The organism is Acidovorax sp. SUPP3434, from assembly GCF_030159015.1.
Lineage (GTDB): Bacteria > Pseudomonadota > Gammaproteobacteria > Burkholderiales > Burkholderiaceae_C > Paracidovorax.
In genome coordinates this window covers 27,900-52,917 of sequence record NZ_BQXL01000021.1, presented here as the reverse complement: position 1 = coordinate 52,917, position 25,018 = coordinate 27,900, and the positions used below count along the sequence as shown (strand labels likewise).

The window sequence follows — 25,018 nt, the reverse complement described above, 5'->3', positions numbered from 1 at the left end:
CGGGTCAATGTCTCCGGGCGAAATGCGCTGCCGTCTCCGTCATGCCGAAGGGCGGGGTGGGGGTCGGCGTTGCGGCGCCAATGGTGCACGCGTTTTCCAGCAGTTGCAAGGCCAGGCGCTGCACGTCCTGGGCGTGGTTGGCGCGCACCGTGCTGGTCAGGATGCCGCTGCCCAGGTGCCGCTCGGCGCAGCGCTGCAGCGTGTTCAACGCCGCATGCGTCGGGTCGGCCTGGGCCGGCCCGCCGGGCGGCAGGATGGAGGCCACCGAGCAGTGCACGCCGGCGTGCATCGCCATGTGTTTCAGTTGCCGGTAGCTTTGCACCACGCTGTCGGGGCCGCCTTCGGCGATCACCAGGGGGATGGCCGAGGTCGCGCGCACCAACGGTGCCAGCACCTCGGCGCTGGCGTAGAGCACCAGCAGCGCATAGGTGCGAAAGAAGGGTTGCAGCGCCTGCATCGCGGCCGGGCCGTCGGCGGTCTGGCGGGCGAGGCGCTGCATGCCGTAGCCGGCCGGAATCACCGCCAGCGACGAGGCCGCCGGGCCGGTTTCAAGCGGGGCGCCGTTCTGCCAGGAGGGCTCGGCCAGCAGGTGGGCCAGGCCCGGCGCGTCGTCGGTTTCGCGGGCGGTGCCGTCCAGCACGGCCACGGGATACCCCAGCCGCTGCAGGCTGGAACACACCTGCCACAGGGTTTCCAACCCGTAGGCGGCGTCGGGCTGCGCCACGACGGACACGACCCGCAGGTCCGACTGCGGCGTGATGCTGTGCAGGCTCGTGGCCTGGTGGAATCCGGTATCAAGCATCGACCAGTCCCCTTTCCGAGGCCAGCTCGGGCGAGTGCGAGAAGAAGAAGTTCAGGTCCGACGCCTTGGGGTCGAAGGCCGACTTGGCGGGCGAGCGCATCGAGGTGCTGATGAGCTTGTGCGCATCGGCGGCCTCCCAGTCCTCAGGCACGCGCTGGCCGTTGGTCACGCCGCGCAGCACCATCTGGTGGCGGATCAGGGCGTCGATCGAAGGGCCGAGCTTCACGGCCTCGTCCACCTTGGACAGGATGGCCTGCTGCGAGCCGGCGGTCTTGAAGGCGCTGAGCACGTCGTCCAGCGTGTCGCCGTGGCAGCCGGCGTTCAGCACCAGCAGGCGGTTGACGTTGGGCAGGTCCAGCACATCCAGCATGTCGCGCTTGCGCGGGTCGCGCGGTGCGACGCCGGTGGTGTCGATGAGCACCATCTTCTTGCCGCCCAGCAGGCCGAGCAGGTCCTGCAGTGCGGCGCGGTCGTGCGCCAGGTGGGCCACGACGCCCAGCATGCGGCCATAGGTGCGCAGCTGTTCGTGGGCGCCGACCCGGTACGTGTCCAGCGTGATGAGGCCGACGCTGCCCGGGCCATGGATGCGGGCGCACAGGGCGGCGAGCTTGGCCGTGGTGGTGGTCTTGCCCACGCCGGTGGAGCCCACCATGGCGTAGATGCCGCCTTCTTCGTACAGGGGGCGGGCATGCGCGTCGGTCTTCAGGTTGCGCTCCAGCACTTCCATGAGCCAGCGCACCGCATCGCCTGCGCCCAGTTCCTCGGGCAGGCGCTCCAGCACGGCGCGGGCCAGCGACGGCGAGTAGCCGGCGCGGATGAGCTTGAGCATCAGGTTCGACTGGATCGGGTTCTGCCGGGCCTGGCCGAGCCAGGCCAGGGTGTTGAAGCGGTCCTCGATGAGGTCCTTCATGGACTGCAGCTCGCTCATCAGGTTCTGCTGGCCGGCGGCGGGGGCCAGCGAGGGCACGGGCACTTGCACGCGGCGCGGGGCCACGGGCTCGGGGGCGACGTCCATCGGAATGGAGCGCAGCGGGTTGTGGCGCACCACGGGCGCGGCGGCCGGTGCGGGCATGCGTTCGCGCTCGCGGTCCGGCGCGCGTTCGCGGCTGCGCTCGTTGATCGAAGGGGCCTCGGCCGTGCCGGTCAGGGCTTCGTGGCGGCGGCGCAGCATGCGCTCGCGCACGTAGTCCTGGAACGACAGCGTGCTCATGGCCAACTGCTCGGTGTCCTGCGCCACCGCATTGCGCTGGGGCTCGGCCCGGGCCGCGGCGGCTGCGGGGCGGGCCAGGGTGCGCGCGGGGCTGGCGGCCATGTCGGAGGCGCGCTCCTGCAGGCGGCTCGGCGCGGCCTGCTCGGGCGCGTTTTCCAGGCTGGACAGCGTGTCTTCCGCCGTGGCCATGACTTCCACGCCATTGGCGGTGGGGCGGTTGGACAGGATGAGGGTGCCGTCCCCGAAGGCCATGCGCGCCTTGGCCAGGGCCTCACGCGAGGTGGGGGCGGTGAAGCGTTTGATGTTCATGCGGATGCACCTTTGAGGATCGGGCCAATGCGGATGGTGTGGGTTTCAGGGATCTCGCTGTGGGCGAGCACCTGCAGCCGGGGCGCGACGCGGCGCACCAGGCGGGAAATGGCGTTGCGGATGGCGTCGGGCACCAGCAGGCAGGCGGGCATGCCCAGTTCTTCCTGCTTCATGGCGACTTCGGCGGCCTTCTGCGTGAGGATGTCGGCCACGCCCGGGTCCAGCGAAGGGCCGGCGTTGTTGCTCAGGGCCTGCACCAGCAGGCGCTCCAGGCCGGGTTCGATGGCGATCACGTTCAGCTCGCGCGTCGGGCCGTAGATCTGCTGCACGATGGCGGGCGACAGCGCGATGCGCACACGGCGGGCCAGTTCCACCGGGTCGGTGGTGGCGCCGGCATGTTCGGCCAGCGTCTCGATGATGGTGCGGATGTCGCGGATGTGCACAGACTCTTCCAGCAGCAGCTGGAGGACTTTCTGGAACGTTGCGATCGACACCATTTTGGGAACCACTTCCTCGATGAGCTTGGGGGCCAGTTTTGCCACGTGTTCCACGAGTTGCTGGGTTTCGGTGCGACTCAGGAGCTTGGCGGCTTGAACTTGCATCAAGTGTGACAAATGCGTCGCCATCACGGTTTCTGAATCAACGACCGTAAAACCCGCCATTTGTGCCGCTTCCTTCTGGTGTTCGTCGATCCAGTGGGCGGGCAGGCCGAATGCCGGGTCGGTCGTGGGCGTGCCGATCAGGGGCGTGGTGATGCCGCCGGGATTGATCGCCAGGTGCATGCCGGGGAAGGCCTCGCCTTCGCCCACCACCACGCCGCGCAGGGTGATGCGGTAGGCGCTGGGCTTGAGTTCCAGGTTGTCGCGCACGTGCACGGCCGGCGGCAGGAAGCCCACTTCCTGCGCGAACTTGCGGCGCACGCCCTTGATGCGGGTGAGCAGGTCGCCCTGGCGGTTCTTGTCCACCAGGGTGATGAGTCGGTAGCCCAGCTCCAGGCCCAGCAGGTCCACGGGCTGCAGGTCGTCCCAGCTGGCTTCGCCGTCGTGCGCGGGCGGGGGCGCTTCCACCACCGGCTGCGGGGCGTTGGCGCGCTTCATCAGCGTCCAGGCGGCGTAGCCCAGCGCCGACCCCATGATGAGGAACACGGCGTGCGGCATGCCCGGGATCAGGCCCAGCAGGATCAGGATGCCGGCCGTCACGCCCAGCACACGGGGCGACATGAAGAGCTGTTGCACGATCTGGTGCCCCATGTCCTCTTCCTTGCCCACGCGCGAGATCACCATGGCCGCGGCCACCGAGATCAGCAGGCCCGGGATCTGCGCCACCAGCGCATCGCCGACGGCCAGCAGGATGTAGCTGTTGGCCGCCTGGCCGGCCGACAGGTCGTGCTGCAGCATGCCGATGGCGAAGCCGCCGACGATGTTGATCAGCAGGATCAGGATGCCGGCGACCGCATCGCCGCGCACGAACTTCGAGGCGCCGTCCATCGAGCCGAAGAAGTTGGCTTCTTCCGCCACTTCCAGGCGCCGGCGCTTGGCTTCCTTCTCGTCGATGAGGCCGGCGTTCAGGTCGGCGTCCACCGCCATCTGCTTGCCGGGCATGGCATCCAGGGTGAAGCGGGCCGACACTTCGGCGATCCGCTCGGCGCCCTTGGTCACCACCACGAAGTTGATCACCACCAGGATGGCGAACACGATCAGGCCGACGGCGAAGTTGCCGCCGATCAGGAAGTGGCCGAAGGCCTCGATCACCGCACCCGCGGCGCCCGGGCCGGTGTGGCCTTCCAGCAGCACCACGCGGGTGGAGGCCACGTTGAGCGACAGCCGCATCAGCGTGGTCAGCAGCAGCACCGAGGGAAACGCCGCGAAGTCCAGCGGCCGCAGCATGTAGGCCGCCACCATCATCACCATCAGCGCGACGGCGATGTTCAGCGTGAAGAAGGTGTCCAGCAGCCAGGCAGGGATGGGCAGCACCATCAGCGCCAGGATGGCCACCACCAGCAGCGGGGCGGACATGCCCTGCACGGCCGAGGCGTTGGTGCCGGCCCACTGCCGGACGGATTTCATGGAGGGCGTCATGGGGCGGTCCCTGCGTCGGTGGTGCGGTTCAGCGGATCAAGCTCGGGCGGCACGAACGGGTCGGGCTGGGCCTCGGGCATGCGGCCTTCGCCGCGCATCGCGGCCTTGAGGCGGTAAACGTAGGCCAGCACCTGCGCCACGGCGGCGTACAGCGTGGCGGGAATGGCCTGGTCCAGCTCGGCATGCGCGTAGAGCGCGCGGGCCAGCATGGGCGATTGCAGCACCGGCACCGAATGCTGCGTGGCCATTTCGCGGATCTTGAAGGCCAGCAGGTCGGTGCCCTTGGAGATCACCTGCGGGGCGCTCATCGTGCCTTCTTCGTACTTGAGGGCCACGGCATAGTGGGTCGGGTTCATCACCACGAAGTCGGCCTTGGGCACGGCGGCGATGCTGGCGCGGTCGGCGATCTCGCGGGCGCGCTGGCGCTGGCGGCTCTTGGTCTCGGGGCTGCCCTCGGATTCCTTGTGCTCCTGCTTGATTTCCTCGTGCGACATCTTCTGGCGCGACTTGAAGAAGAACGCCTGCAGCGGCACGTCGACGACCGCCGCGAGAAACACCACCAGCAGCATGAGGCTCACGCCCGAGGTCATCCATTCGCCCACCCAGCGCAGAGCCACCGGCGAGGGCTGCAGCACCAGCATGGACAGCTTCTGGATGCTGTTGCCCAGGAAGTTCCAGGCCACGGCGGTGATCACGCCGGTCATGAGCACCATCTTGCCCACGTTGACCAACTGCTGTTTGGACACCAGGTTGGTGAACCCCGAGATCGGGTTCAGCCGGCTGAACTGGGGCGTGATGGGCTGGAAGCTGAACACCCAGCCGCCGGCGCCGATGGCGCTGACCACGGCTGCGGCGCTGGTGAGAACGGCGAAGACGAGACTGGCGACCATGCCGATCAGCGCCATCTGGTGCAGCCGGGTGACCATGCTGCCCGTGGCCTGCACCGTGGCGGCGTTGAACACCAGCTGTTCGCGCACGGCCAGCTGCAGGTGTTCGGTCAGCATGGGCGCCAGCACGAGGACGCTGCAGGCGCCCATGCCGAGGACGGCGATGTGGGACAGGTCCCGCGAGCGCGCAGCCTGGCCGTCCTTGCGCGCTTTCTGGAGCTTGTGCTCTGTCGCGGGGAGGTCTTTGTCTTGGCTGGAGTCCATGGTGGCATGACGGCTGGTGGTCATGCCATTGTCGTGAGCGCCCCGGAAACCTAAAGCGCGAATAGACGGCTTGTCGGGCGGCTATTCAGGGTGGCGGCCGGAGGGGTGGGCCGGCAGGGGCGGGGCGTCACGCACGCCGTTGCATCAAAAATGATAGCAATATGCCCTAGTACTTATTGCCATTGCATGCCAAAAGGCCATGCAATCCCATGCGGGTATGCAGTGGGCGCTCCTCTTTCAGGAGCGCCAACGCTGCGCGCGCCATCAGAAGCCCAGGCTGGCCAGCAGATCGTCCACTTGCGACTGGTCGGTGACCACATCGGGCGTGCCTTCGGGATCGACCACCGGGCCGGCCAGGTGTTCGCGGCGCGCTTCCACCACCGGGGCGACCTGCGCCTGCGCGGCCGGGGGGGCGGTCTGGATGAGCAACTGCACCAGCTGCTCTTCGATCGTGGCCGCCAGATTGACCACACGGGCGATCACCTGGCCGGTGAGGTCGTGGAAGTCCTGCGCCATCATGATTTCGGTCAGGTGGCCGTCGGCTTCCTTGGTGACGCGTTCCACGTCGTGCAGGAAGTTCATGATCTCGCCCTTGGCGACGGCCGCCACGGGGTCCTTGACCAGCGAGGAGACGACGCGACGGGTTTCCTCGGCGATGAAGTCGTGCTGGGCCTTGGCCTGCTCCACCCGGCTCAATACCTTCTCTGCCGCTTCGCCCGTGAGGCGCGCGATGTAGGAAAGTCGGCTTTGCGCATCGGGCAACTCGCCCATCGTGCCGCGCAGCTTGTCGGCATAGCCGAGTTCGTTCAGCGAGTCGTGCAGCTGGCGGGTCAGCTGGCCGATCTTGTTGTGAACGGCGCCGGCTTCCGGAAGGTTGTTGTCCGAGGTATCCATGATCACAGGCCCATTTTCTTGAGGATCAGGGTGACTTTCTCTTCCAGCGTGGCCTTGGTGAACGGCTTGACGATGTAGCCGGCTGCCCCGTTCTGGGCGGCTGCCACGATGTCTTCCTTGCGGGCTTCCGCCGTCACCATCAGCACAGGCAGGTGCTTGAGCTTGTCGTCCTTCTTGATTTCAGCCAGCAGCTGGAATCCGTTCATGTTGGGCATGTTGATGTCGGTGACGACGAAATCGAACTTGCTGTTGCGCAGTTTGTTCAGCGCCACCACGCCGTCTTCCGCCTCGTCGGCATCGGCAAAGCCGCTTTCCTTGAGCAGGTTGCGCACGATGCGTCGCATGGTGGAGAAGTCGTCAACGATCAAAAAGCGGAGTGCAGTGGTCACGTGGGACCCTTTCGGTCGGAAATTGCAGTGTGTATTGTCATGGGCCGCAGGTTTGGTGACAAGACGTTACGGCCGAGGGGCGGATGCCGGATTCTCGCGCTTTTCGGCGGTGAACTCCGTGGAAGTGATGGTGGCAGATTTCTTTCCGAGCAGCCGTTCCTCGGCTTCCTGGGTCAAAACCGTGATCGTGATGCGCCGGTTGGCGGGCGCGCGCGGCTCCTTGGGTTCCAGCAAATCGCTGGCCGCCAGCCCGACAACGCGGCCCAGCTTGGCATCCGGCATGCCGGCGGCCACGAGTTCGCGGCGCGAGGCGTTGGCCCGGTCGGCCGACAGTTCCCAATTGCTGTAGCCGCGGTCGCCGTTACCGTAGGGCGTCGCGTCGGTGTGGCCCGCCAGGCTGATGCGGTTTTGCACGCCGCCGAGCGCGGTTCCGATTTCTCGAAGAATGTCGCGCATGTAGGGTTTTACCAACGCACTGCCGCTGTCGAACATGGGCCGGTTCTGGTCGTCCACGATCTGGATCTGCAGGCCATCGGGCGTGACATCCATGCGGATCTGCGAGCGATATTCATTCAGCTTGGGCGTTTCGGTGATCAGCGCGTCGATTTTGGCCTGCAGCGCCTTGATGCGCATCTCGTCCTGGCGGGCGCGCTCGGCGCGTGCGGCTTCGAGGTTGGCGCGGCGGTTCGTCGACGTCTCCGAGTCGGAGCGCCGCACCTGTCCGTGCACCTTGGACAGGTCGTTGCCGCCGCCGGGAATCACGCTGGAGCTGTTGCCCGCGCCGTCGCCCCCCTGCATGGCCACCTTCAGCGGCGAGTTGAAGTAGGCGGCAATGCCCTGCAGTTCGCCCTTGGCGGTGGAGCCCAGCAGCCACATCAGCAGGAAGAACGCCATCATGGCCGTCACGAAGTCGGCATAGGCGATCTTCCAGGCGCCGCCATGCACGGCGTGGCCGCCCTTCTTGACGCGCTTGATGATGATCGGCTGGAGTTTCTTGTCGGCCATGGTGGCGTCTTCAGCCTACTTCTTGCCCTTCACGTGGCTTTCCAGCTCGGAAAAGCTCGGTCGGTCGGTGGAGAACAGGACCTTGCGGCCGAATTCGATCGCGGTGGCGGGGTTGTAACCCTGCATGCTGGCCAAAAGCGTGGTCTTGATGCACTGCAGTTCCTTGGCGGCATCTTCCAGCTTCTGCTCGACCAGGCCGCCCAGCGGTTCCACCACGCCATAGGCCAGCAAGATCCCGAGGAAGGTGCCGACCAGCGCCGAGCCGATCATGCCGCCCAGCACCGAAGGCGGCTGGCCCACCGAACCCATGGTGTTCACCACACCGAGCACGGCCGCGATGATCCCGAAGGCGGGCAGGGCCCCGGCCAGGCGGGCCAGCGCTGCCACGGGGGCATGCGCTTCCTGGTGGTGGGTTTCGATCTCGCTGTCCATCAGCGCCTCGATCTCGTGGGCGTTCAGGTTGCCGGACACCATCATGCGCAGGTAATCGGTCATGAACTCGATCACATGGTGGTCGTTGCCGACCGTGGGGTATTTCTTGAAGATTTCCGACTCGTGGGGCGTCTCGACATCCTTTTCGATGGCCATCAGCCCTTCCTTGCGGGCTTTTTGCAGGATGTCGTAGAGCATGGCCATCAGTTCCATGTACCGCGCCTTGGTGTACTTGGACCCCTTGAGCGCCATGGGCAGCGCCTTCAGCGTGGACTTGAGCACCTTCGGCTGGTTATTCACCACGAACGCGCCCAGCGCGCCGCCGAAGATCGTGATCATCTCGAACGGGAGCGCTTTGATGATCACGCTCACATTCCCGCCGTGCACCACGTACACGCCGAAAATGCACCCGAGACAGACCAGGTAACCGATGATTACAAACATGGGGCCATTCTGTCAGAGTCTTTTTGAAGCGCAAAAACGGAAATGCAGGCGGGATACACCCCAATTCGTTCCCCTTGACAAGTCCCGTTGCCCTGTTGGTGAAACCGGCCGCCCACCGCCAAAACAGGCGGGCAAACCATGGTTTATTGGGGCCACCGCAGGCTCCGCGAGCCCCTAAGATGGACCCCAGCCGTTTCGATCCACTGCCCTGATCCAACCCTTCCCCATTGCCTGCCGCCGATGTGCTCCATGCCCACTTCCACCGACGACGCCGATGTGCAAGAGCATGCCGAGCTGCTGATCGCGCTCTTCCAGGCCGAGCAGTGCCTGGCGCAGCAGGACCTGATGGGGGCCCTGACGAAATTCGCGACGGCCCTGGCGTTCGATCCGCAGCGGGCGGACGTGTGGATGCATGTCGGGCGCACCTACCTCAAGATGGAAAACTGGGCGCAGGCCATTCCGGCGCTGGAGACCGCCCTGAACCTGCAGCCCGGCATGCCGGATGCGCAGCATGGCCTGTCGTTCGCGCTGTTCAACCTGGGCCGGCATGCCGAAGCGTTGCAAATGATCGACGATGTGTGTCGCCGCGGCAACAATCCGGCCATGTGGGTCATGCGCGCTTTCCTGCATGACCAGATCGAGGGCAATCCCGTCAAGACGCTGGAGGTCTATCGGGACTGGGGCCGGCGCTACGCCGATCCGCTGACGCGCAAGGCCGCTGCGCTCGTGGTGGCCGATCGGCGGCCGAAGAAGCGCCTCAAGGTCGGCTACGTCACGGCCGACTTCCGGGAGCACTCCATCGCATTCTTCATGCTGCCCGTGCTGCGCCACCACGACCCTCAGGAGGTCGAGGTGCATGTGTACTCGGGCGGGCGGCGAGACGGCATCACCGATGCCCTGCAGCAATGCGTGCCCCATTGGCACGAGATGATCCATCTGTCCGACGACGAGCTGTACACGCTCATCCGCTCGCACGGCATCGACGTGCTGGTGGACCTGTCGGGCCACACCGCCGGCAACCGCCTGCTGGTCTTCGCGCGCCGCGCAGCGCCCGTGCAGGTGACGTGGCTCGGATTCATGAGCCCGCTGGGCATGAAGGCCATGGACTACCGCCTGACGGATGTTGGCATCACCCCGCCGGGCCATGAAGTCTTCTACAGCGAGCGGCTCTTTCGCCTGGCCTGCATGGCGAGCTACGCGCCGCCCACCTATGCGCCGCTGTGCGAAGAGCCGCCGATGCTGCGTAACGGCTACCCCACGCTCATCTCGCTGAACAATTCCGCCAAGGTCACGGACCGCATGCTGGGCGTCTGGGGCCGCATCCTGCAGGCACGCACCGATGCGCGCCTCGTCATCATGGTGAAGGAGCGGTCTGCCGAGGCCGCGCAGGCCAACATGCAGATGCGGGTCGAGGCGCAGGGCCTGCCGCTGGACCGCGTGTTCGTGATGCACCAGCAACCGCTCAACCAGTTCATGGAACTGGGGCATATCGCCGACGTGGCGCTCGACACGGCCCCGATCTCCGGCGGCACCACGACGCTGCATGCTCTCTGGATGGGGCTGCCGATCGTGGCGCTGGACGCCGAGCGCGGTGTGGACGCGAGCACCGCGCGCACGCTGCAGGGCGTGGGCTATCCCGATTGGGTAGCGCGCAGCGACGACCAATACGTCGAGCGGGCCCTGGCGTTCATGGCCGATCCGGAAACCCTGGCCCGCCTGCGCCACGAAACACGGCAACGCGTTTCCGCCTGCGCACTCATGGACTATGCCGCCCGCACGGCCGAGCTGGAAAAGGCGTTCCGGCTCATGTGGCTCAACTACCTGGAAGGCCGTGACCGTTTCCTGGATGTGTTCGCCGATCCGGAGCCGGTCCTGGCACGCCTGGACGGTGGCGAGAAGCGTGTGCACGGCACGCCCTCCGTATGACCGCCGGCGCTCCCACCGATCCCATTCCTCTGCTGGTGCCGGATGTGCCGGACCCGCTGTCCCTCCTGCCCTATCTGCAGCGCATGCATGCCGCGCGCTATTACTCCAACGGCGGCCCACTGGTGCGCGAACTGGAGGACCGCTTCGCCGAGCGTTTCGGCCTGGGCGCGGAACAGGTCACGACTGTGGCAAGCGCCACCCTGGGCCTGGAGTTGGTGCTGCAATCGCTGGGGCTGCGTGCCGGCTCCCGGGTGCTCATGCCCACCTTCACGTTCGCTGCCACGGCGACGGCCGTGCTGCGCGCCGGCCACGTGCCGGTACTCTGCGATGTGGATGCCGACAGCTGGCTGCTGACGCCCGACATCGCGCGCGGGGCCCATGCCACCGATGCCGTGGATGCCGTCCTGCCCGTGGCGGCCCTCGGCATGCCGCACGACATGGCGGCCTGGCAACGCTTCGAGGACGAAACGGGCCTTCCGGTGGTGATCGATGCGGCAGCCGGCTTTGGCAGCCAGTGGCTGGCAGGCGCTTCTGGCACGCTCGTGTTCAGTCTCCATGCCACCAAGTCGCTGCCGGCGGGAGAGGGCGGTTTCGTGGTCTCGTCCCGTCCCGGGTTGGCGGCGCGAGTGCGTCAACTGGCCAATTTCGGCATCAACCTCGACCCGGCCAGCCACCTGCCGGTCGGCGCCCTGGCGGCAGTGGGCACGAACGCCAAAATGAGCGAGTTGCACGCTGCCGTGGCGCTGGCATCGCTCGCTTGCTGGGAGCAGGGCGCGCAGGCCCGGCGCGCGTTGCAGCGGGAAATGCAGGATGCCCTTGCGCGCGCGGCGGACGGCCGGATCGCATGGCAGTTGGCGGGCCCGGCCGGCGCCATTGCAGCACCGACGCTGTTGTGTGCACGGATGCCCGACGCTGCCTGCCGGGGACGGCTCGAGGCACTGTGTGCCGCGCAGGGCATCGCGACGCGTCGCTGGTACCAGCCTCTCATGCACCGCATGGAAGCCCTGTTGCCCTTCTGTACGCTATTGCCCACGCCCCAAGCGGATGCGCTCGCCGAGACCCTGATCGGTCTGCCGTTCTTTCCGAAGATGGATCCTGCGCAGATGCAGCGGCTCACCCGTGTGATGGAGCAGGCAATGCGCAGCTAGGAAGGGGCCCATTTCAGATCACTGTAGAGACAATGGGCTGTACGAGCCGCCGCTGGCTCGGCAGGCCCCAGACCGGTACCGAGCACGGGGCCGCGGTCCTTGCAACATCCATCCAGAAGAGTCGATCCATGCCGACCAGTGTCGTTTCCCCCCACTTCTATCGAGATCCCGATCACCACGCCCGCGAAATGGAGGGGCTGTTCCGCGAAAGCTGGGTTTTCGTCTGCATGCGCTTCGAACTCGACGGTCTCGTGCATCGCGGTGTGCAGGTGGGCGGGGTGTCGTTGTTGCTCCAGTGCGACAGCCAGGGGCGGCCGCGTGCCTTTCTCAATGTCTGCTCCCACCGGCATGCCCAGTTGTGCGAATCGGGCGCGCACCGCGGGCCTGCACGCTGCCCCTACCATGGCTGGGTGTACGACCGGGAGGGCGTTCCGGTCGGCATTCCGGCGAAACACTGCTTTCCCGAGGTGGTGGCCGAACCTGCCCGCTTTCGCCTGCAGGAATTCAACTGCGAGGCGGTAGGGCAGTTCGTATTCGTGCGTATTTCAGAAGGCGGCCCGGCACTGCGCGAGTATCTGGGCGAGCAATACGCCTTTCTCGAACGTGCCAGTCAGGGGATGCAAGGCTTGCTGGACGAGTTCCGGGAGCCGGTGGGCGCCAACTGGAAAATCGTGATCGAAAATGCCCTCGAGGGGTATCACGTCCCTGCCGTGCATTCGCGGACCTTCATGCAGGTCGACGGCATGGACCGGGCCGAAACGGCACCCCGCTTCTTCCTCGAGGATCGCCGGCACAGCCATCTGGAACATGCCGCCGATGCGCAGTGGGTAGCGCGGTTCGCCCGCATGGAGAGCAAGATCGGGCAGTGGCCCTGGCGCTTCGCGCATTACACCCACCACCATATCTTCCCGAACCTGACCGTCACGTCGTTCATGGGTTACAGCTTCCATGTCCAGTCGTTCGAGCCGACCGCGCCCCGCCAGACCACGGTTCACTCGAGGACTGTGGGCGTGGAGTTCACCGGGACCACGCCTGCCGGCGCCAAGATGATGGAACACATCCATGCCGACGGCCACGCCTTCACGCGCAAGGTGTTCGCGGAAGACGGCGGTATTTGCACCAAAGTCCAGGCGGGCGTCGATCAGGCGGAGCGCCCGGCCCTCGTGGGCGCCGGGATCGAGGACCGGGTGGCGCATTTTCAGGCGGCCTATGCCCGGGCGCTTCAGGGCTCCGAAACACCGATGGGCGGAAAAGCATGAAGGCCATCATCCTGGCGGGGGGGCTGGGTTCCCGCCTGAGCGAGGAGACGCAGCAAAAGCCCAAACCCATGGTGGAGATCGGCGGCCGCCCGATTCTCTGGCACATCATGAAGATGTACTCGCACCATGGCATCCATGACTTCGTGGTGTGCTGCGGCTACAAGGGCTACGTGATCAAGGAGTACTTCGCGAACTATTTCCTGCACATGTCCGACGTGACGTTCGATCTGGTGAACAACCGCATGGACGTTCACGAGCGGTATGCCGAACCCTGGCGGGTGACCCTGGTGGACACCGGCGATGCCACCCAGACGGGTGGCCGCCTGCGCCGTGTGCGGCGCTACGTGAGCGAGGACGAGGCCTTCTGCTTCACCTATGGCGACGGGGTGGGCGATATCGACATCACCGCGCTCATCCGGTTCCACCGGGCGCATGGACAGCCGGCCACACTCACCTCCACCCGGCAGCCCGGCCGCTTCGGCGCGCTGGACATGGAGGGCGACCGCGTGATGTCGTTCCGCGAAAAGCCCGATGGCGGCGGTGGCATGGTCAACGGCGGGTTTTTCGTGCTGTCTCCTGCCGTGTTCGATCTGATCGATTCCGACGAGACGGTGTGGGAAGGCCCTCCGCTCGAGGCGTTGGCGCGGTCTGGGCAGTTGCGGGCCTATCGTCACGAAGGTTTCTGGCAACCCATGGATACGCTGCGCGACAAGAATTATCTCGAACAGCTTTGGCAGGGGGGGCATGCGCCCTGGAAATCATGGTGAGCGGTCCCGACAGCGGTTTTTGGTCCGGACGCAAGGTGTTCGTCACGGGCCACACTGGTTTCAAAGGCACCTGGCTGTCGCTTTGGCTGCAGCGTTTGGGCGCGCAGGTGACGGGGTATGCGCTGGAGGCGGATTCCATGCCCGCGATGTTCGCGCTGACCCGGGCCGCGCAAGGCATGCAGTCGGTCATCGGCGATGTGCGGGATGCGGCGTTGCTTGCAGGCGCGCTGGAAGCAGCGGCGCCGGAGATCGTGATCCACATGGCCGCACAGCCCCTGGTGCGCAAGTCCTACGCCGATCCGGTCAGCACCTATTCGACCAACGTCATGGGTACCGTGCACCTTCTGGACGCCGTCCGTCGCGTGCCGTCGGTGCGCGCCGTGGTGGTGGTGACGAGCGACAAATGCTATGAGAACCGGGAGTGGCTCTGGGCCTATCGCGAGGACGACGCGCTGGGCGGGTTCGACCCCTACAGCAACAGCAAGGCATGCACCGAGCTGGTGGCCGCCTGTTACCGCGACTCGTTCTTCGCCCCGGCAAGGCACGCGGATCACGGTGTGGCGCTGGCCACGGCGCGTGCGGGCAATGTGATCGGCGGCGGTGACTGGTCCCGCGACCGGCTGATTCCGGACTTCCTGAGAGCCTCCTGCGGCGGCGATCCGCTGGACGTGCGCAATCCCGCTGCCGTACGGCCATGGCAACATGTGCTGGAGCCCCTGGCCGGGTACCTCCAATTGGCGCAGAGACTCGTCGAGAAGGGGACGGCGGTATCGGGCGCCTGGAATTTCGGGCCCGCCGAGCAGGACGTGCGAAGCGTCGGCGACGTCATTCGGCAACTGGCTGCCGCGTGGCCTGGCCCTGTCGAATGCCGCTTCGCGGCCGGGCCCGAGGGCGTGCACGAGGCGCAGATGCTCCGGCTCGACAGCAGCAAGGCCTGCTCTCTGCTGGGCTGGGGGCCTCGGTGGTCGCTGGCGCAGGCCGTGGAGAGCATTGCCCAATGGCATTCCGCACACGCTCGCGGCGAAGACATGCGCCAGGTGACCGAGCGTCAGATCGAATCGTATTGCGCCGCCGAGCGCTGAAATTCTATGGACAAGTTGCACCACATCCGCGAGCAGATCGCCGCGCTCGTTGGCGAATATGCGGCCCATGCGTATCGTGCCCAGCCATTCCTGCCGGGCGCCACGGCCATTCCGCCCTCCGGCAAGGTCATCGGGGAGGCCGAACTGCAGAACATGGTGGCCGCATCGCTCGACGGATGGCTGACCACGGGGCGTTTCAACGATGCGTTCGAAAAGCGCCTGCGCGAGTACCTCGGGGTGCGCCATGCGCTCACGACGAACAGCGGCTCGTCCGCGAATCTGCTCGCCTTCTCGGCGCTCACGTCTCCTGCATTGGGCCAGAGGGCCATCCGCCCGGGCGACGAGGTGATCGGTGTGGCGGCAGGGTTTCCCACCACCGTCAATCCCATCCTGCAGAATGGCGCGGTGCCCGTCTTCGTGGATGTGGAGCTCGGCACTTACAACATTGATGTCGCGCTGATCGAAGCTGCGATCTCGCCGCGCACCAAGGCCATCATGCTGGCCCACACCCTCGGCAATCCCTATAACCTGGAAGCGGTGCAAGCGCTGTGCCGCAAGCATGGACTGTGGCTCGTCGAGGATTGCTGCGACGCCCTGGGGTCCACTTACGACGGACGGCTGGTAGGCACCTTCGGCGACATCGGAACCCTGAGCTTCTATCCGGCCCACCACATCACCATGGGCGAAGGCGGCGCGGTCTTCACCAACGACGATGAACTGGCACGCATCGTCACGTCATTCCGCGACTGGGGGCGGGACTGCTATTGCGGGCCCGGCAAGGACAACACCTGCGGAAAGCGGTATGGCTGGCAACTGGGCGATCTGCCCCCAGGCTATGACCACAAGTACACGTATTCGCATGTCGGCTACAACCTCAAGATCACCGACATGCAGGCGGCCTGTGCCCTGGCGCAGATGGACCGGTTACCCGGCTTCATCGCGGCGCGGCAGCGCAATTTCGAGCACCTCTCCGGCCGGCTGAAAAGCTGCGAGGAGTTCCTGGTGCTTCCCCGGGCCACGGAGAATTCGCAGCCTTCGTGGTTCGGGTTCCCGCTCACGCTGCGCGAAGCGGCCGGTACCCGCCGCGTCGATCTGCTGGAGTACCTGGAGCAGAGCCGCATCGGCACGCGGCTGCTGTTCGCCGGCAACCTGACCCGGCAGCCTTCGATGCAGGGACAGACGTGCCGGGTGGCCAGCAGCCTGGCGAATACGGACACGGTCATGGAGCACACGTTCTGGCTGGGCATCTACCCCGGATTGAGCGAGGCCATGATCGACTTTGTGGCCGATCGCATCGAAACCTATTTCGGCGTCAACTTCTAGCACCCACCATGCGCTTCGAAGAAAGCCCTCTGCCGGGCTGCTACCTGATCCAGCCCGAAGTGCGGCCCGACGAGCGCGGGCGATTCGTGAAGACCTTCAGCCGCGAGGCGTTCCTTGCCCGGGGGCTCTACTGCGACTGGGTGGAGAGTTTCTACAGCGTATCGCGGCGTGGCGTGCTGCGCGGGCTGCACTTTCAGTTGCCGCCGCACCAACATGCCAAGCTGGTGCATTGCAGCCACGGCCGCCTCTTCGATGTGGTGGTCGATCTGCGCCGCGGCTCGCCGACACAGGGTCGCTTTGCCACCTTCGAGCTGGACGCCGAGCTTGGCAACCAGGTCTACATTCCGGCGGGGTGTGCCCACGGCTGCTATGCGCTGACCGAAGGCGCGACCATCGTCTACCACGTCACCTCGGCCCACGCGCCTGGGCACGATGCCGGCATCCGCTGGGACTCTGCCGGCATTCCCTGGCCCGATGACCATCCTGTGCTGTCGGTGCGTGACCGCGAGCACCCGCAGATGGAGGATTTCGCCAGCCCCTTCGAGATGCCGGAAGGACTGCCGAATGACCACTGAGCGGCATGTGTTCCTGACGGGAGGGACGGGGTTCATCGGCCGGCACGTGCTGGCATCCCTGCTGGAGGCAGGCCATCGCGTCACCGTCCTGAGGCATCCGGCCGACGCGCCTGCATCGGTGCATCCTCGCCTTGTGTGGCTCAGCCGCGCCATGGACCAGTTGGCGCCCGCCGATCTGGCCGGGGCGGACGTGCTGATGCATCTGGCGTCGCCCGGCGTCCCGCCGCAGCAGGCCGACTGGCAGGCCCTGTTCTACTGGAACGTCACCGTTTTGCTGCAACTGCTCGATACGGCGCGTGCCGCTGGCGTGAAGCGGTCGGTCCTGGCGGGTACTTTCGCGGAATACGGTCGCAGCGCGGATGCCTTCGACTTCATTCCGGCCAGCGCACCGCTGGCACCCGCGTATGGCTATGCTGCATCCAAGGCCGCAGGTTTCCAGGCTGCGCATGCGCACGCGATCGAACACGCCATGGAGCTGTGCTACCTGCGGATCTTCTCGGTCTTCGGCGAAGGCCAGTACGCCGGGAACTTCTGGCCAGCGTTGCGTCTGGCCGCGTCGCAGGGCCTTGATTTTTCGATGACCCCGGGGGCGCAGGTGCGCGACTACGTCCCCGTGGAGGCGGTCGCCCGGGCATTCCGGCATGCGGCCGAGCGCGGCGACGTCGAGGCGGGCAGGCCCTGGGTGCGCAATGTGGGATCGGGCTCGCCGGTATCGATGCAGGATTTCGCGCAGCACTGGTGGTCTGTCTGGAAGGCGCCGGGCCGGCTGCTCGTCGGCGCCCTGCCGTACCGGCCCAACGAGGTGATGCGCTGCGTCCCCGAAATGGCGGCCGACCTGTTCTTGTCTGGATCTGAGCATGAGGGGCGACGATTTGCGTGAATTTAACGAACTGTCCGCCCTGGAGGGCTCGCGCATCCTGATCACGGGTGCCGGCGGAATGCTCGGGCAGGCTTTCACCCGCCACTTGGCTGAGCAGGTACCCACTGCCCTGGTCGCGGCCCTCGACCGCCACGCGTTCGATGTGCGCCAGCGCGAGCAGGCCCAGGCCTTGCGCGCCTGGCGGCCCGATATCGTGATCCATTGCGCCGTGTGTTCCGACGTCAACTGGTGCGAGGACCATGCGGACGCGGCGGCGCAGGTGCAGATCGAAGGAACCCGCCACGTGGTCGAGCTGGCCCGCGAATGCGGGGCCCGTTTTTTTTACCCGCAGACCTTCCTGATCTACGACGGAAGCCAGCCGGTGGACGAGGCCATGCCCCCCCGTCCTTTGAGCGTGTACGGACGGCTCAAGCTGGAGGCGGAGCAGATCGTGCTGGATGCATCGCCGCAGGCGCTCACTGTGCGCATGGGTGGGTTTTTCGGAGAGCATGCGCGCGACAAGAATTTCGTCGGCAAGCTGGTTCCGCACCTCGCGGGACTGCTGCGCTCCGGCGTGGACCGCATGGAGATCGGTGACCGCATCTGGCAGCCCACGCTCACGGACGATCTGGCCTACAACAGCCTGCTGCTGCTGGCGCGTGGCGAGACAGGCCGTTTCTGCATGGCTTCCCATGGGCAAGCCTCTTTCTTCGAACTGGCGCGGGAGATCGTGCTCCGATTGGGGCTGGATCGCCGCATCGAGATCGCGCGTGTTCCTGCGGAAAGCATGGCCCGCAAGGAAAAAGCCGTGCGCCCCGATGCGGTGGTGATGCGCAACGCCGCGCTGCAGGCCCGCGGGCTGGATCGTCAGCGCACATGGCAGGACAGTCTGGCCGCCTATCTCGACCACCCTTATTTCACTGGAATGTTCGCCCCATGAGCCTGCAACTGCTGAGTCCCTTCGTTCACCACGACATGTTCGGTCCCATGCGCAACCGTGTGGCCATGGCCGCCATGACGCGTGGTTTTGCCGATGCGCAGCACCGCTGCACGGACGAAATCGCTGCCTACTACGCACGGCGTGCCGCGGCTGGCGTATCGCTCATCCTGACGGAGGGCATCGTGGTCCATCCTTCGGCGGATGGTTACCGGAACGTGCCCCACCTGCAGAACGACGAGCAGGTAGACAGCTGGATCCCGGCCGTCCGGCAGGTGCAGGAGGCCGGCGGGCGCATCGTGGCGCAACTGTGGCATTGCGGGCGGATCTCGCACCCGGACTTCACTGGCGGGGTGGCGCCGGTCAGTTCCACCGATCGGCCGGCGGCCGGCATCAACCGCCAGAATGGCCAACCCTACGGGCAGCCCCGTGCGCTGCATGCATCGGAGATGCCTGGCATCTACCGTCTTTTCGAGGAGGCCGCGCAGCGCGCCCTGAATGCAGGTTTCGACGGCGTGCAGATCCATATGGGACATGGATACCTGATTGACCAGTTCCTGGATGCGCGCATCAATGACCGGACCGATGCCTATGGCGGATCGGTCGAGAACCGTTGCCGCATCGTGCTGGAACTGGTGGAGCGCCTGCTGCCCATTTGCGGCCCCCAGCGACTCATGATCCGCCTCTCGCCTGCGCGGATGATGGGCGGACTGTACGAGTGGCCGGACCTCGACGACATGCTGCAGCATCTCATCCCCCAGCTGGATCGCCTGGGACTGAGGCAATTGGATATCAGTTGCGCGGATGCGCCCTATGCCGAAACTTCCGGAAAAATCGTGCGCCGTGTGCGTCCCCTCTGGCCCCACTTCCTGATGGGGGGCGCTTCGCTGTCCGCTGCGGATGCCGAGCACGAAATCCAGGAGGGGCATCTCGACATGGTCACCTGGGGCCGCGCGCTCCTTGCGAACCCGGACTTCGTGCAAAGGCTGGAGCTTGGAGAAGCCCTCGAGCCCATGACGCCCGAGCGGCGCGCCGTGCTCTATTGAACGGGTCGGGGGCCGTCAGCCGACCCGGCCACTGAAGAATTCGGCGATGGTGAAGTCCTGCGCGCTTTCCTCGTGCGCCTGCCGCATGGCCGAGGGCAGATCGGCGTAGACCTCCCGCCACCAGGCGGGCGTGCCGACGAAGCCCTTGTTGAGGGTCAGATTGAAGAGCGGGACGCTCTTGAGCGACAGGACATCGGCGTACTCGTCCATCGGAAGCAAATGGTTCGCGGCGAACCGGTAGCCATCGGCGAGGTCCCGGGCCGGCTCACCCCACTTGCGCGCCAGGCTCTGCCACAGCAGGCATTCGACGGCCGCCTTCTGGATCTGCTGGTAAGGCTCGTCGGTCCGGTGCTGGATCTCGGACGCACCGCGCAGGTCTTCCGGCAGTGCCCACAGCTCGCACATGTCCTGGGTGCGGCTCACGAGAAAACGCTCGGAGAAATGGAAGGGAATCTGCTTCCAGGACGAATGCGCCAGGAAGCCGAACTTCTCCTCGTTCCTGCTGCCATCGTCGAACAGTTCTTCCACCGCCCGGTAGAGCGATCCGGTGACGACCGTATCGCTTCGCATGCGCACCGAGTACGGCACGCCCACTTCGGCCAGATGCCGGGCGCCCGCCTTGGCCGAGCGAATGATGGCATTGCGGCTGTCCACCATGTTCTGGGGCTGGGGAAGCGTGATCACGGCGTCCACCCATGGCCGGCAGGCATCGAGGCTGGCGGCGGACTGGTGATCCCAGGTGACGAAGCACAGATGCGCCTCGGGGCACGCCATTCGCTGCCAGGCCAGTGCCATGGGGGTATAGGGAAACACCGGGCCCTGCACGAAGATGCCGAGCGAAGGCGTTCGCAGGGGCGGTTTGCGCTGCAGGGACAGTCCTTCGAACACCCTGGAGAAAGCCTGTAGCTGGTCGATGTCTCCATGCCGGCCGCTGTGGGTGAGCGCCGGCACGCAGCGGTAGTCGCCCCACAGGTTGCGGATCTGGTTCATGATTTCCGCCGAATGCGCTGCGAAGATCACCAAGAGCACTTCCTCATGCGGTTCCTTCATGAGCGCTTCGGGGCTGCGGACGGGAACGCCATGGATCTGCCTGTCCTGGTGGGCGGTGAACGGGCACACGGTGTATTCCACCGGCAGGCCCAGCAGCGGGTAGTAGTCCGTGAACGCCTGTCCAGCGCCCCAGCCGATCAGCCGGACCTTGGCCGGGTCGATTTCCGGATATTTCAGTAGAACGCGGTCAAGGCCGCCCCGAATCTTGGCCATCCTGCGGTGCCCTCTGGGTAGTGGAGTGAGTGCCTCTGGAGAGGCGTTTCAGCGATAGAAATACAGGCAGGTATCCCAGCGATCTTCGGTGTGGTGTTGCAGCCCGATCGAGTAGCCGGGGGCCACGGCATCCACCAGTGCCGGGATGTCCAGCAGGTCGGTCGCGCGGTGATAGGCGGAGATCGCCATCTTGGGCAGGCCGGCGCGGATGGCCGCCTGGGCGCCCCGCAACGCCGGGATCTCGAATCCTTCGATGTCCATCTTGATGAAGGTCGGTGGCGCATCGATGAGGTCATCGATGCGCCGGATGCGCACCGCCTCCAAGGGCGCATTCGGATCGACGGCGATGCTGCCGCCATGCCCTCCCAGATGGTGGAACGGGGCTTCCGAGTCGTTCTCCCCGACGGCGAAGGGATGCAGCGAAATCCGGGATTCGAGCGCCGTGCCTGCGTAGCCCTGCTGCAGCTTGCGCAGCACCTCGATGTTCAGCCGATCGGGCTCGATCATCCAGGAGTGTTCGATGCGATCGCCCGTGAGGCCCAGCAGTCCGGTCGTGGATTCGCCGATGGAGGCGCCGCAATCGACGAACCTCTCGTTGTCCGAGAACGTCAGCAGGCCCGAGCGGAAGTACAGGGTCGAGTAGGGTCTGGCCACAGTGAGGTACCACTCGGGATTGCAGCTCAGGTGGAACAGGAGCACGCTGCGCAATGTGCTCACGGAGTGTGCATCCGCAAGCCGCCGCTCCAGCGCCAGGAATTCATCGAACCTGCTGCTGATGGCGGGGGCCCAGTCGGCCGTGCGGTAGTCCACCCGGTCATTCATGCCGAAGAGCCGGGTGACCTGCTCGTGCTTCAAATGGGCGATGCCGTGGCGGGAACAAAGCCGGTCGAAGAACCGCCTTGAATAATCCGTCCGGCAGCAGTTGATGGCAATGATGTCCGGGTCCTCGCGCAGCATCGCAAGGAAGCGGTCGGTGGAAATGATGTCCACGCCGTAGTAGTCCTCGCCGCTGGCGTGCTTGAAATCATCCACCACGGCCAGGGCCCAGCCTTGGTCACGGGTCGCACGGATGAAAACTTCCGCGAAGGTCTTCGTTCCCAGCAGGATGAAGCGCGCCCGGTCCCCGCGCCGGGCGAAGATCTCGCGCGCCTGCTCAGGTATGCAGAAATGCGGGTCGCGGCGGTACAGGTCCAGCATGGCGAGCAGTGCTTCATCGAGCTGGAAGCGATCCAGGTTGATGCGGCTGACCAAGGCGTCGGGCGGGAAGGAAGGGGGCAATGAGGCCATGGTGGGTCGCTCGCGGGGGCATGCGGTGCCGGGGCGCCGGAGACGTTCAACTCCAGGAAAAGCGCCGGGCCGGATTGCCCATGATGGTGATGTTGGGCGGAATGCGGCCATACACCACGCTGCCCGCACCGACCTTGACGTTGTCGCCGATGACCGTGCCGCTGGTGATGACGCAATTGGGATGGATCGACACGAAGTTGCCGATCTTCGCGCCGCCGCCGATGGAGCAGTGGCTGTTGATCTGGCACCAATCCCCGACGCGGACATCGTGCCCGATGACCGTATATTCCTGGACGCACACGAAATCGCCCAGCTGGACATCCACCGAAATGCCGACACGGGGTGCGATGATGCAGCCACGGCCCAGCCGGGCATGCCGCGTCACATGGGCCTGGGGATGCACGACCGTGGCGAAGTCGACGTCGTGGACCGATCGCAGTACCTCGGTGTACTTGTATCTCGCCATCGGATCGCCCAGTGCGGCCATGAAAACGTCGCCATCCACGGGGGTGTAGGTCAGGGGATCGCCCACGATGCCGATCGAGCGCTGCATGCCGTTCAGCGCCGAAGTGCGCGAATCCAGAAAGCCCTTGGGGCGAAACAGCGGGTTGTCGTCTTCGATATACGTCAGGACTTCGCGGCCGAAGCCACCAGCGCCCACGATGAGCAGGTTCCGATGCGGAGCGGACGTATCCGTGGAGGGCGTAGCCATGAGGGGGGATCAACTGATGGTGAGGCCGCCGTCCATCACCAGCGTCGTGCCGGTGATCCATCGGCTGGCCTGGGACAGCAGGAACACGGCGGCATTGGCCACGTCCTCCGGCTGGCCGAAACCGAGCGGGTAGTTGCCTCGCTCCTTTTCCATCGAGCCCACGAGCGTGGCGGTGGCGTCGAGCAATGGCGTTTCAACCAGGGCGGGCGAGAGGCAGTTGGCCCGGATGCCCCGCTTGACGACCTCCATCGCGAGGCAGCGCATCATCGCAATCAATGCGGCCTTGGTGCCCGAGTAGGCGGCCACTCCCGGCACACCGATGTGTGCGGCGATCGAGGCGATGAACACCATCGATCCGCCCGGCGCGATCAGGTTGCGCTTGAGTAGGGCCTGCGTCAGCAGCATCGGGGCGTCCACGTTGATGCTCTGCACTTCGCGCAGATGCTGTTCCGTGATCATTCGCACGGGAGACAGGCGAGAAATGCCTGCGCTGTGGACGATGCCGTTCAATGGCACGGAAGCGATCTGCTCCACTAGCGCGGAGCGATCGGTAGGCTGGGTCAGGTCTGCACGCACCACGAGGTGCTCGGCTGCCGGTGCGACGGCTTGCAGTGCCTGCAACGTGCGGGTGAGGCGCTCTTCGTCTCGGCCCACGCCGATGACCTGGGCTCCCATGCGTGCGCAGGCGATGGCGATGGCATGGCCCAGGCCCGAAGTGGCCCCCGTGACGAGGATGCGCTGTCCCTGCAGGTGGAAGGGGGTGGGCGTTGCGTCCATCGGGTCAAGACTCCAGCATGGCCGGGAAGCGTGCCCCTGCAATGTCCAGGATGCACGTGCCCCAGGACAGGCCGATGCCGAAGCCGCTCAGCAGCAGCTTGTGCGTGCCGCTGGCCAGCGTTTCGTTCAGGCGCGCGGTCATGGTGACCGGCAGGGTCGCCCCACTGGTGTTGCCATAGTCGGCCAGCGTCGATGGGACTTTCTCAGGGGGGAGTGCCAGCTTCTTGCGGATGGTTTCATTGATCATCCGGTTGGCCTGATGGAAGACGAAGTAGTCCACATCGTCCTTGGACACGCCTGCATATTGCAGCGTGCGCTCCACGGCCGGAGGAATTTTCTGCGTGGAGAAGCTGAGCACGGCCGGTCCGTCGAGGAGGAGGCGGTCCGGCCATTGCAGTTCCCCGTCCTCGTCGCGTGTGGGGATGCTGTGATGAAAGGCATAGGGCTCCCGATGCCCACCCACCGGTTTGATGATGGCTTTGTAGCCGCTGCCGTCGCTGTTGAGGTCGAAATACATGGGCGCGGCTGAAGGATCGAATTCCAGTGCGGTCGCCGTGCCGGCGTCGGAGAACAGCGGGTCCTTTTCGCTTGCGGAGCGGTCTCCCACCAGCAGCAGGCCCTTTTTCACCGTGCCGGACGCGATCATGCTGCCCAGCAGGTGCAACCCGAACGGGTAGCCAGAGCAGCCGAGATTCACGTCGAACGCGATCGTGGACTGCGACAGCCCGAGCTTGTCCTGCAAGATGATGGCGGTGGAGGGAATGGGATAGTCGGGCGACTGCGTCACGACGATCAGCGCGTCCACGTCTTCGCGGGCCCACTGCAGTTCCTGCAGCAGCTTTTCCGTGGCGTCTTGCGCCAGATCGGAAAAGCATTGCCACGACGCGCACAGGCGGCGCTGCTGGATGCCGATGTTGCGAACCAGCCTTTCCCGCTCCGAGCGGATTTTCGGAGGGCAATCCTCGAGGTTGGAAACCACGCGCTTGGGCACGCAGCTCGCCATGCCTGCAAAGCGCACGTTGTGCAGGGTGGACAGGCCCATGGTGGTCTACCCCAACAGCTTGTAGAGGTCCGTGACCGTGGCGCAGTTCTTCAGGTCGTCGCCCACGATGGTTTTCCCGTACTCCACGTCGAACATCACGATGACACCCAGGGCGGCAAGGGAGTCCCACTCGGGCAGAGCACGCAGTTCGGTATCCGCGGTGACCTCCACCGGCTCCTGGAAATCGACGGCGGTCAGAAAGCTTTCGATGAATTGCTCGATGGAAGGCGAAGGCATGCGTACTCCAGAATAGAAAATGTCGCGGAGACCGAAGATTTCGGCCTCCAACGGCAGTGTATTA

Annotated in this window: 24 protein-coding genes; 10 read left to right on the top strand and 14 right to left on the bottom strand. The window is 65.7% G+C overall.

Annotated elements, in window-relative coordinates; all coding sequences use genetic code 11:
- Positions 1-4: 4 nt before the first annotated feature.
- The 8 genes from AVKW3434_RS21910 to motA all read right to left on the bottom strand — a co-directional run bounded on the left by AVKW3434_RS21910 (position 5) and on the right by motA (position 8,714).
- A complete protein-coding gene (locus AVKW3434_RS21910) occupies positions 5-802 on the bottom strand; it encodes a hypothetical protein (RefSeq protein WP_284402626.1) in 798 nt (265 codons plus the stop codon).
- Positions 795-2,321 (bottom strand): flagellar biosynthesis GTPase FlhF, encoded by a 1,527-nt coding sequence (gene flhF / locus AVKW3434_RS21905; RefSeq protein WP_284402627.1) that lies wholly within the window; start codon positions 2,319-2,321, stop codon positions 795-797. Before flhF ends, AVKW3434_RS21910 begins: the two co-directional genes overlap by 8 nt.
- Positions 2,318-4,399 (bottom strand): flagellar biosynthesis protein FlhA, encoded by a 2,082-nt coding sequence (gene flhA / locus AVKW3434_RS21900; RefSeq protein ID WP_272565429.1) that lies wholly within the window; start codon positions 4,397-4,399, stop codon positions 2,318-2,320. The genes flhF and flhA overlap by 4 nt, the downstream gene beginning before the upstream one ends.
- Positions 4,396-5,550, bottom strand: a complete 1,155-nt coding sequence (locus AVKW3434_RS21895; RefSeq protein WP_284407509.1) for an EscU/YscU/HrcU family type III secretion system export apparatus switch protein — start codon at positions 5,548-5,550, stop codon at positions 4,396-4,398. Before AVKW3434_RS21895 ends, flhA begins: the two co-directional genes overlap by 4 nt.
- Positions 5,551-5,814: 264 nt before the next feature.
- Positions 5,815-6,444, bottom strand: coding sequence for a protein phosphatase CheZ (locus AVKW3434_RS21890; RefSeq protein WP_272565428.1), 630 nt, complete (start codon positions 6,442-6,444; stop codon positions 5,815-5,817).
- Between the two features lie 2 nt (positions 6,445-6,446).
- Complete coding sequence (gene cheY, locus AVKW3434_RS21885; protein WP_092745669.1) at positions 6,447-6,833, bottom strand: chemotaxis response regulator CheY; 387 nt, start codon at positions 6,831-6,833, stop codon at positions 6,447-6,449.
- A 66-nt stretch (positions 6,834-6,899) separates the two neighbouring features.
- The gene (gene motB, locus AVKW3434_RS21880; protein ID WP_284402630.1) at positions 6,900-7,838 is read right to left on the bottom strand and encodes a flagellar motor protein MotB; all 939 of its coding nucleotides are present in this window, start codon (positions 7,836-7,838) and stop codon (positions 6,900-6,902) included.
- A gap of 15 nt (positions 7,839-7,853) precedes the next feature.
- Entirely contained in the window at positions 7,854-8,714 is an 861-nt protein-coding gene (gene motA, locus AVKW3434_RS21875; RefSeq protein WP_272565425.1) for a flagellar motor stator protein MotA, read from the bottom strand.
- Positions 8,715-8,963: 249 nt separating this feature from the next.
- On the opposite strand from motA, the gene AVKW3434_RS21870 reads away from it, so the two are divergent.
- From AVKW3434_RS21870 to AVKW3434_RS21825, 10 genes are all read left to right on the top strand, one after another.
- Complete coding sequence (locus AVKW3434_RS21870) at positions 8,964-10,640, top strand: O-linked N-acetylglucosamine transferase, SPINDLY family protein (RefSeq protein ID WP_284407498.1); 1,677 nt, start codon at positions 8,964-8,966, stop codon at positions 10,638-10,640.
- Complete coding sequence (locus AVKW3434_RS21865) at positions 10,637-11,788, top strand: DegT/DnrJ/EryC1/StrS family aminotransferase (RefSeq protein WP_284407497.1); 1,152 nt, start codon at positions 10,637-10,639, stop codon at positions 11,786-11,788. Before AVKW3434_RS21870 ends, AVKW3434_RS21865 begins: the two co-directional genes overlap by 4 nt.
- A gap of 128 nt (positions 11,789-11,916) precedes the next feature.
- Positions 11,917-13,047, top strand: a complete 1,131-nt coding sequence (locus AVKW3434_RS21860) for an aromatic ring-hydroxylating oxygenase subunit alpha (protein WP_284407496.1) — start codon at positions 11,917-11,919, stop codon at positions 13,045-13,047.
- Entirely contained in the window at positions 13,044-13,814 is a 771-nt protein-coding gene (gene rfbF / locus AVKW3434_RS21855; protein WP_284407495.1) for a glucose-1-phosphate cytidylyltransferase, read from the top strand. The genes AVKW3434_RS21860 and rfbF overlap by 4 nt, the downstream gene beginning before the upstream one ends.
- The gene (gene rfbG, locus AVKW3434_RS21850; protein WP_284407494.1) at positions 13,808-14,896 is read left to right on the top strand and encodes a CDP-glucose 4,6-dehydratase; all 1,089 of its coding nucleotides are present in this window, start codon (positions 13,808-13,810) and stop codon (positions 14,894-14,896) included. The genes rfbF and rfbG overlap by 7 nt, the downstream gene beginning before the upstream one ends.
- Before the next feature lie 6 nt (positions 14,897-14,902).
- Positions 14,903-16,219: a lipopolysaccharide biosynthesis protein RfbH gene (gene rfbH / locus AVKW3434_RS21845; protein WP_284407493.1), complete on the top strand. Its 1,317-nt coding sequence runs from the start codon at positions 14,903-14,905 to the stop codon at positions 16,217-16,219.
- Between the two features lie 8 nt (positions 16,220-16,227).
- Positions 16,228-16,794: a dTDP-4-dehydrorhamnose 3,5-epimerase gene (rfbC, locus tag AVKW3434_RS21840; protein ID WP_284407492.1), complete on the top strand. Its 567-nt coding sequence runs from the start codon at positions 16,228-16,230 to the stop codon at positions 16,792-16,794.
- Complete coding sequence (locus tag AVKW3434_RS21835) at positions 16,784-17,674, top strand: NAD-dependent epimerase/dehydratase family protein (RefSeq protein WP_284407491.1); 891 nt, start codon at positions 16,784-16,786, stop codon at positions 17,672-17,674. Before rfbC ends, AVKW3434_RS21835 begins: the two co-directional genes overlap by 11 nt.
- Positions 17,652-18,593 (top strand): SDR family oxidoreductase, encoded by a 942-nt coding sequence (locus tag AVKW3434_RS21830; protein WP_284407490.1) that lies wholly within the window; start codon positions 17,652-17,654, stop codon positions 18,591-18,593. The genes AVKW3434_RS21835 and AVKW3434_RS21830 overlap by 23 nt, the downstream gene beginning before the upstream one ends.
- Positions 18,590-19,636: an oxidoreductase gene (locus tag AVKW3434_RS21825; RefSeq protein WP_284407489.1), complete on the top strand. Its 1,047-nt coding sequence runs from the start codon at positions 18,590-18,592 to the stop codon at positions 19,634-19,636. Before AVKW3434_RS21830 ends, AVKW3434_RS21825 begins: the two co-directional genes overlap by 4 nt.
- A gap of 15 nt (positions 19,637-19,651) precedes the next feature.
- Here AVKW3434_RS21825 and AVKW3434_RS21820 read toward each other — a convergent pair whose 3' ends face one another.
- The 6 genes from AVKW3434_RS21820 to AVKW3434_RS21795 are packed head-to-tail and all read right to left on the bottom strand — an operon-like array spanning position 19,652 to position 24,954.
- Positions 19,652-20,899 (bottom strand): WavE lipopolysaccharide synthesis family protein, encoded by a 1,248-nt coding sequence (locus AVKW3434_RS21820; protein WP_284407488.1) that lies wholly within the window; start codon positions 20,897-20,899, stop codon positions 19,652-19,654.
- Positions 20,900-20,947: 48 nt separating this feature from the next.
- Complete coding sequence (locus AVKW3434_RS21815) at positions 20,948-22,186, bottom strand: FkbM family methyltransferase (protein ID WP_284407487.1); 1,239 nt, start codon at positions 22,184-22,186, stop codon at positions 20,948-20,950.
- Positions 22,187-22,232: 46 nt separating this feature from the next.
- Complete coding sequence (locus tag AVKW3434_RS21810; protein WP_284402647.1) at positions 22,233-22,898, bottom strand: NeuD/PglB/VioB family sugar acetyltransferase; 666 nt, start codon at positions 22,896-22,898, stop codon at positions 22,233-22,235.
- A 9-nt stretch (positions 22,899-22,907) separates the two neighbouring features.
- Positions 22,908-23,675: an SDR family NAD(P)-dependent oxidoreductase gene (locus AVKW3434_RS21805; protein WP_284407486.1), complete on the bottom strand. Its 768-nt coding sequence runs from the start codon at positions 23,673-23,675 to the stop codon at positions 22,908-22,910.
- 4 nt (positions 23,676-23,679) lie between these two features.
- Complete coding sequence (locus tag AVKW3434_RS21800; RefSeq protein WP_284407485.1) at positions 23,680-24,717, bottom strand: ketoacyl-ACP synthase III; 1,038 nt, start codon at positions 24,715-24,717, stop codon at positions 23,680-23,682.
- Positions 24,718-24,723: 6 nt separating this feature from the next.
- A complete protein-coding gene (locus AVKW3434_RS21795; RefSeq protein WP_284407484.1) occupies positions 24,724-24,954 on the bottom strand; it encodes an acyl carrier protein in 231 nt (76 codons plus the stop codon).
- Between the last annotated feature and the right edge of the window lie 64 nt (positions 24,955-25,018).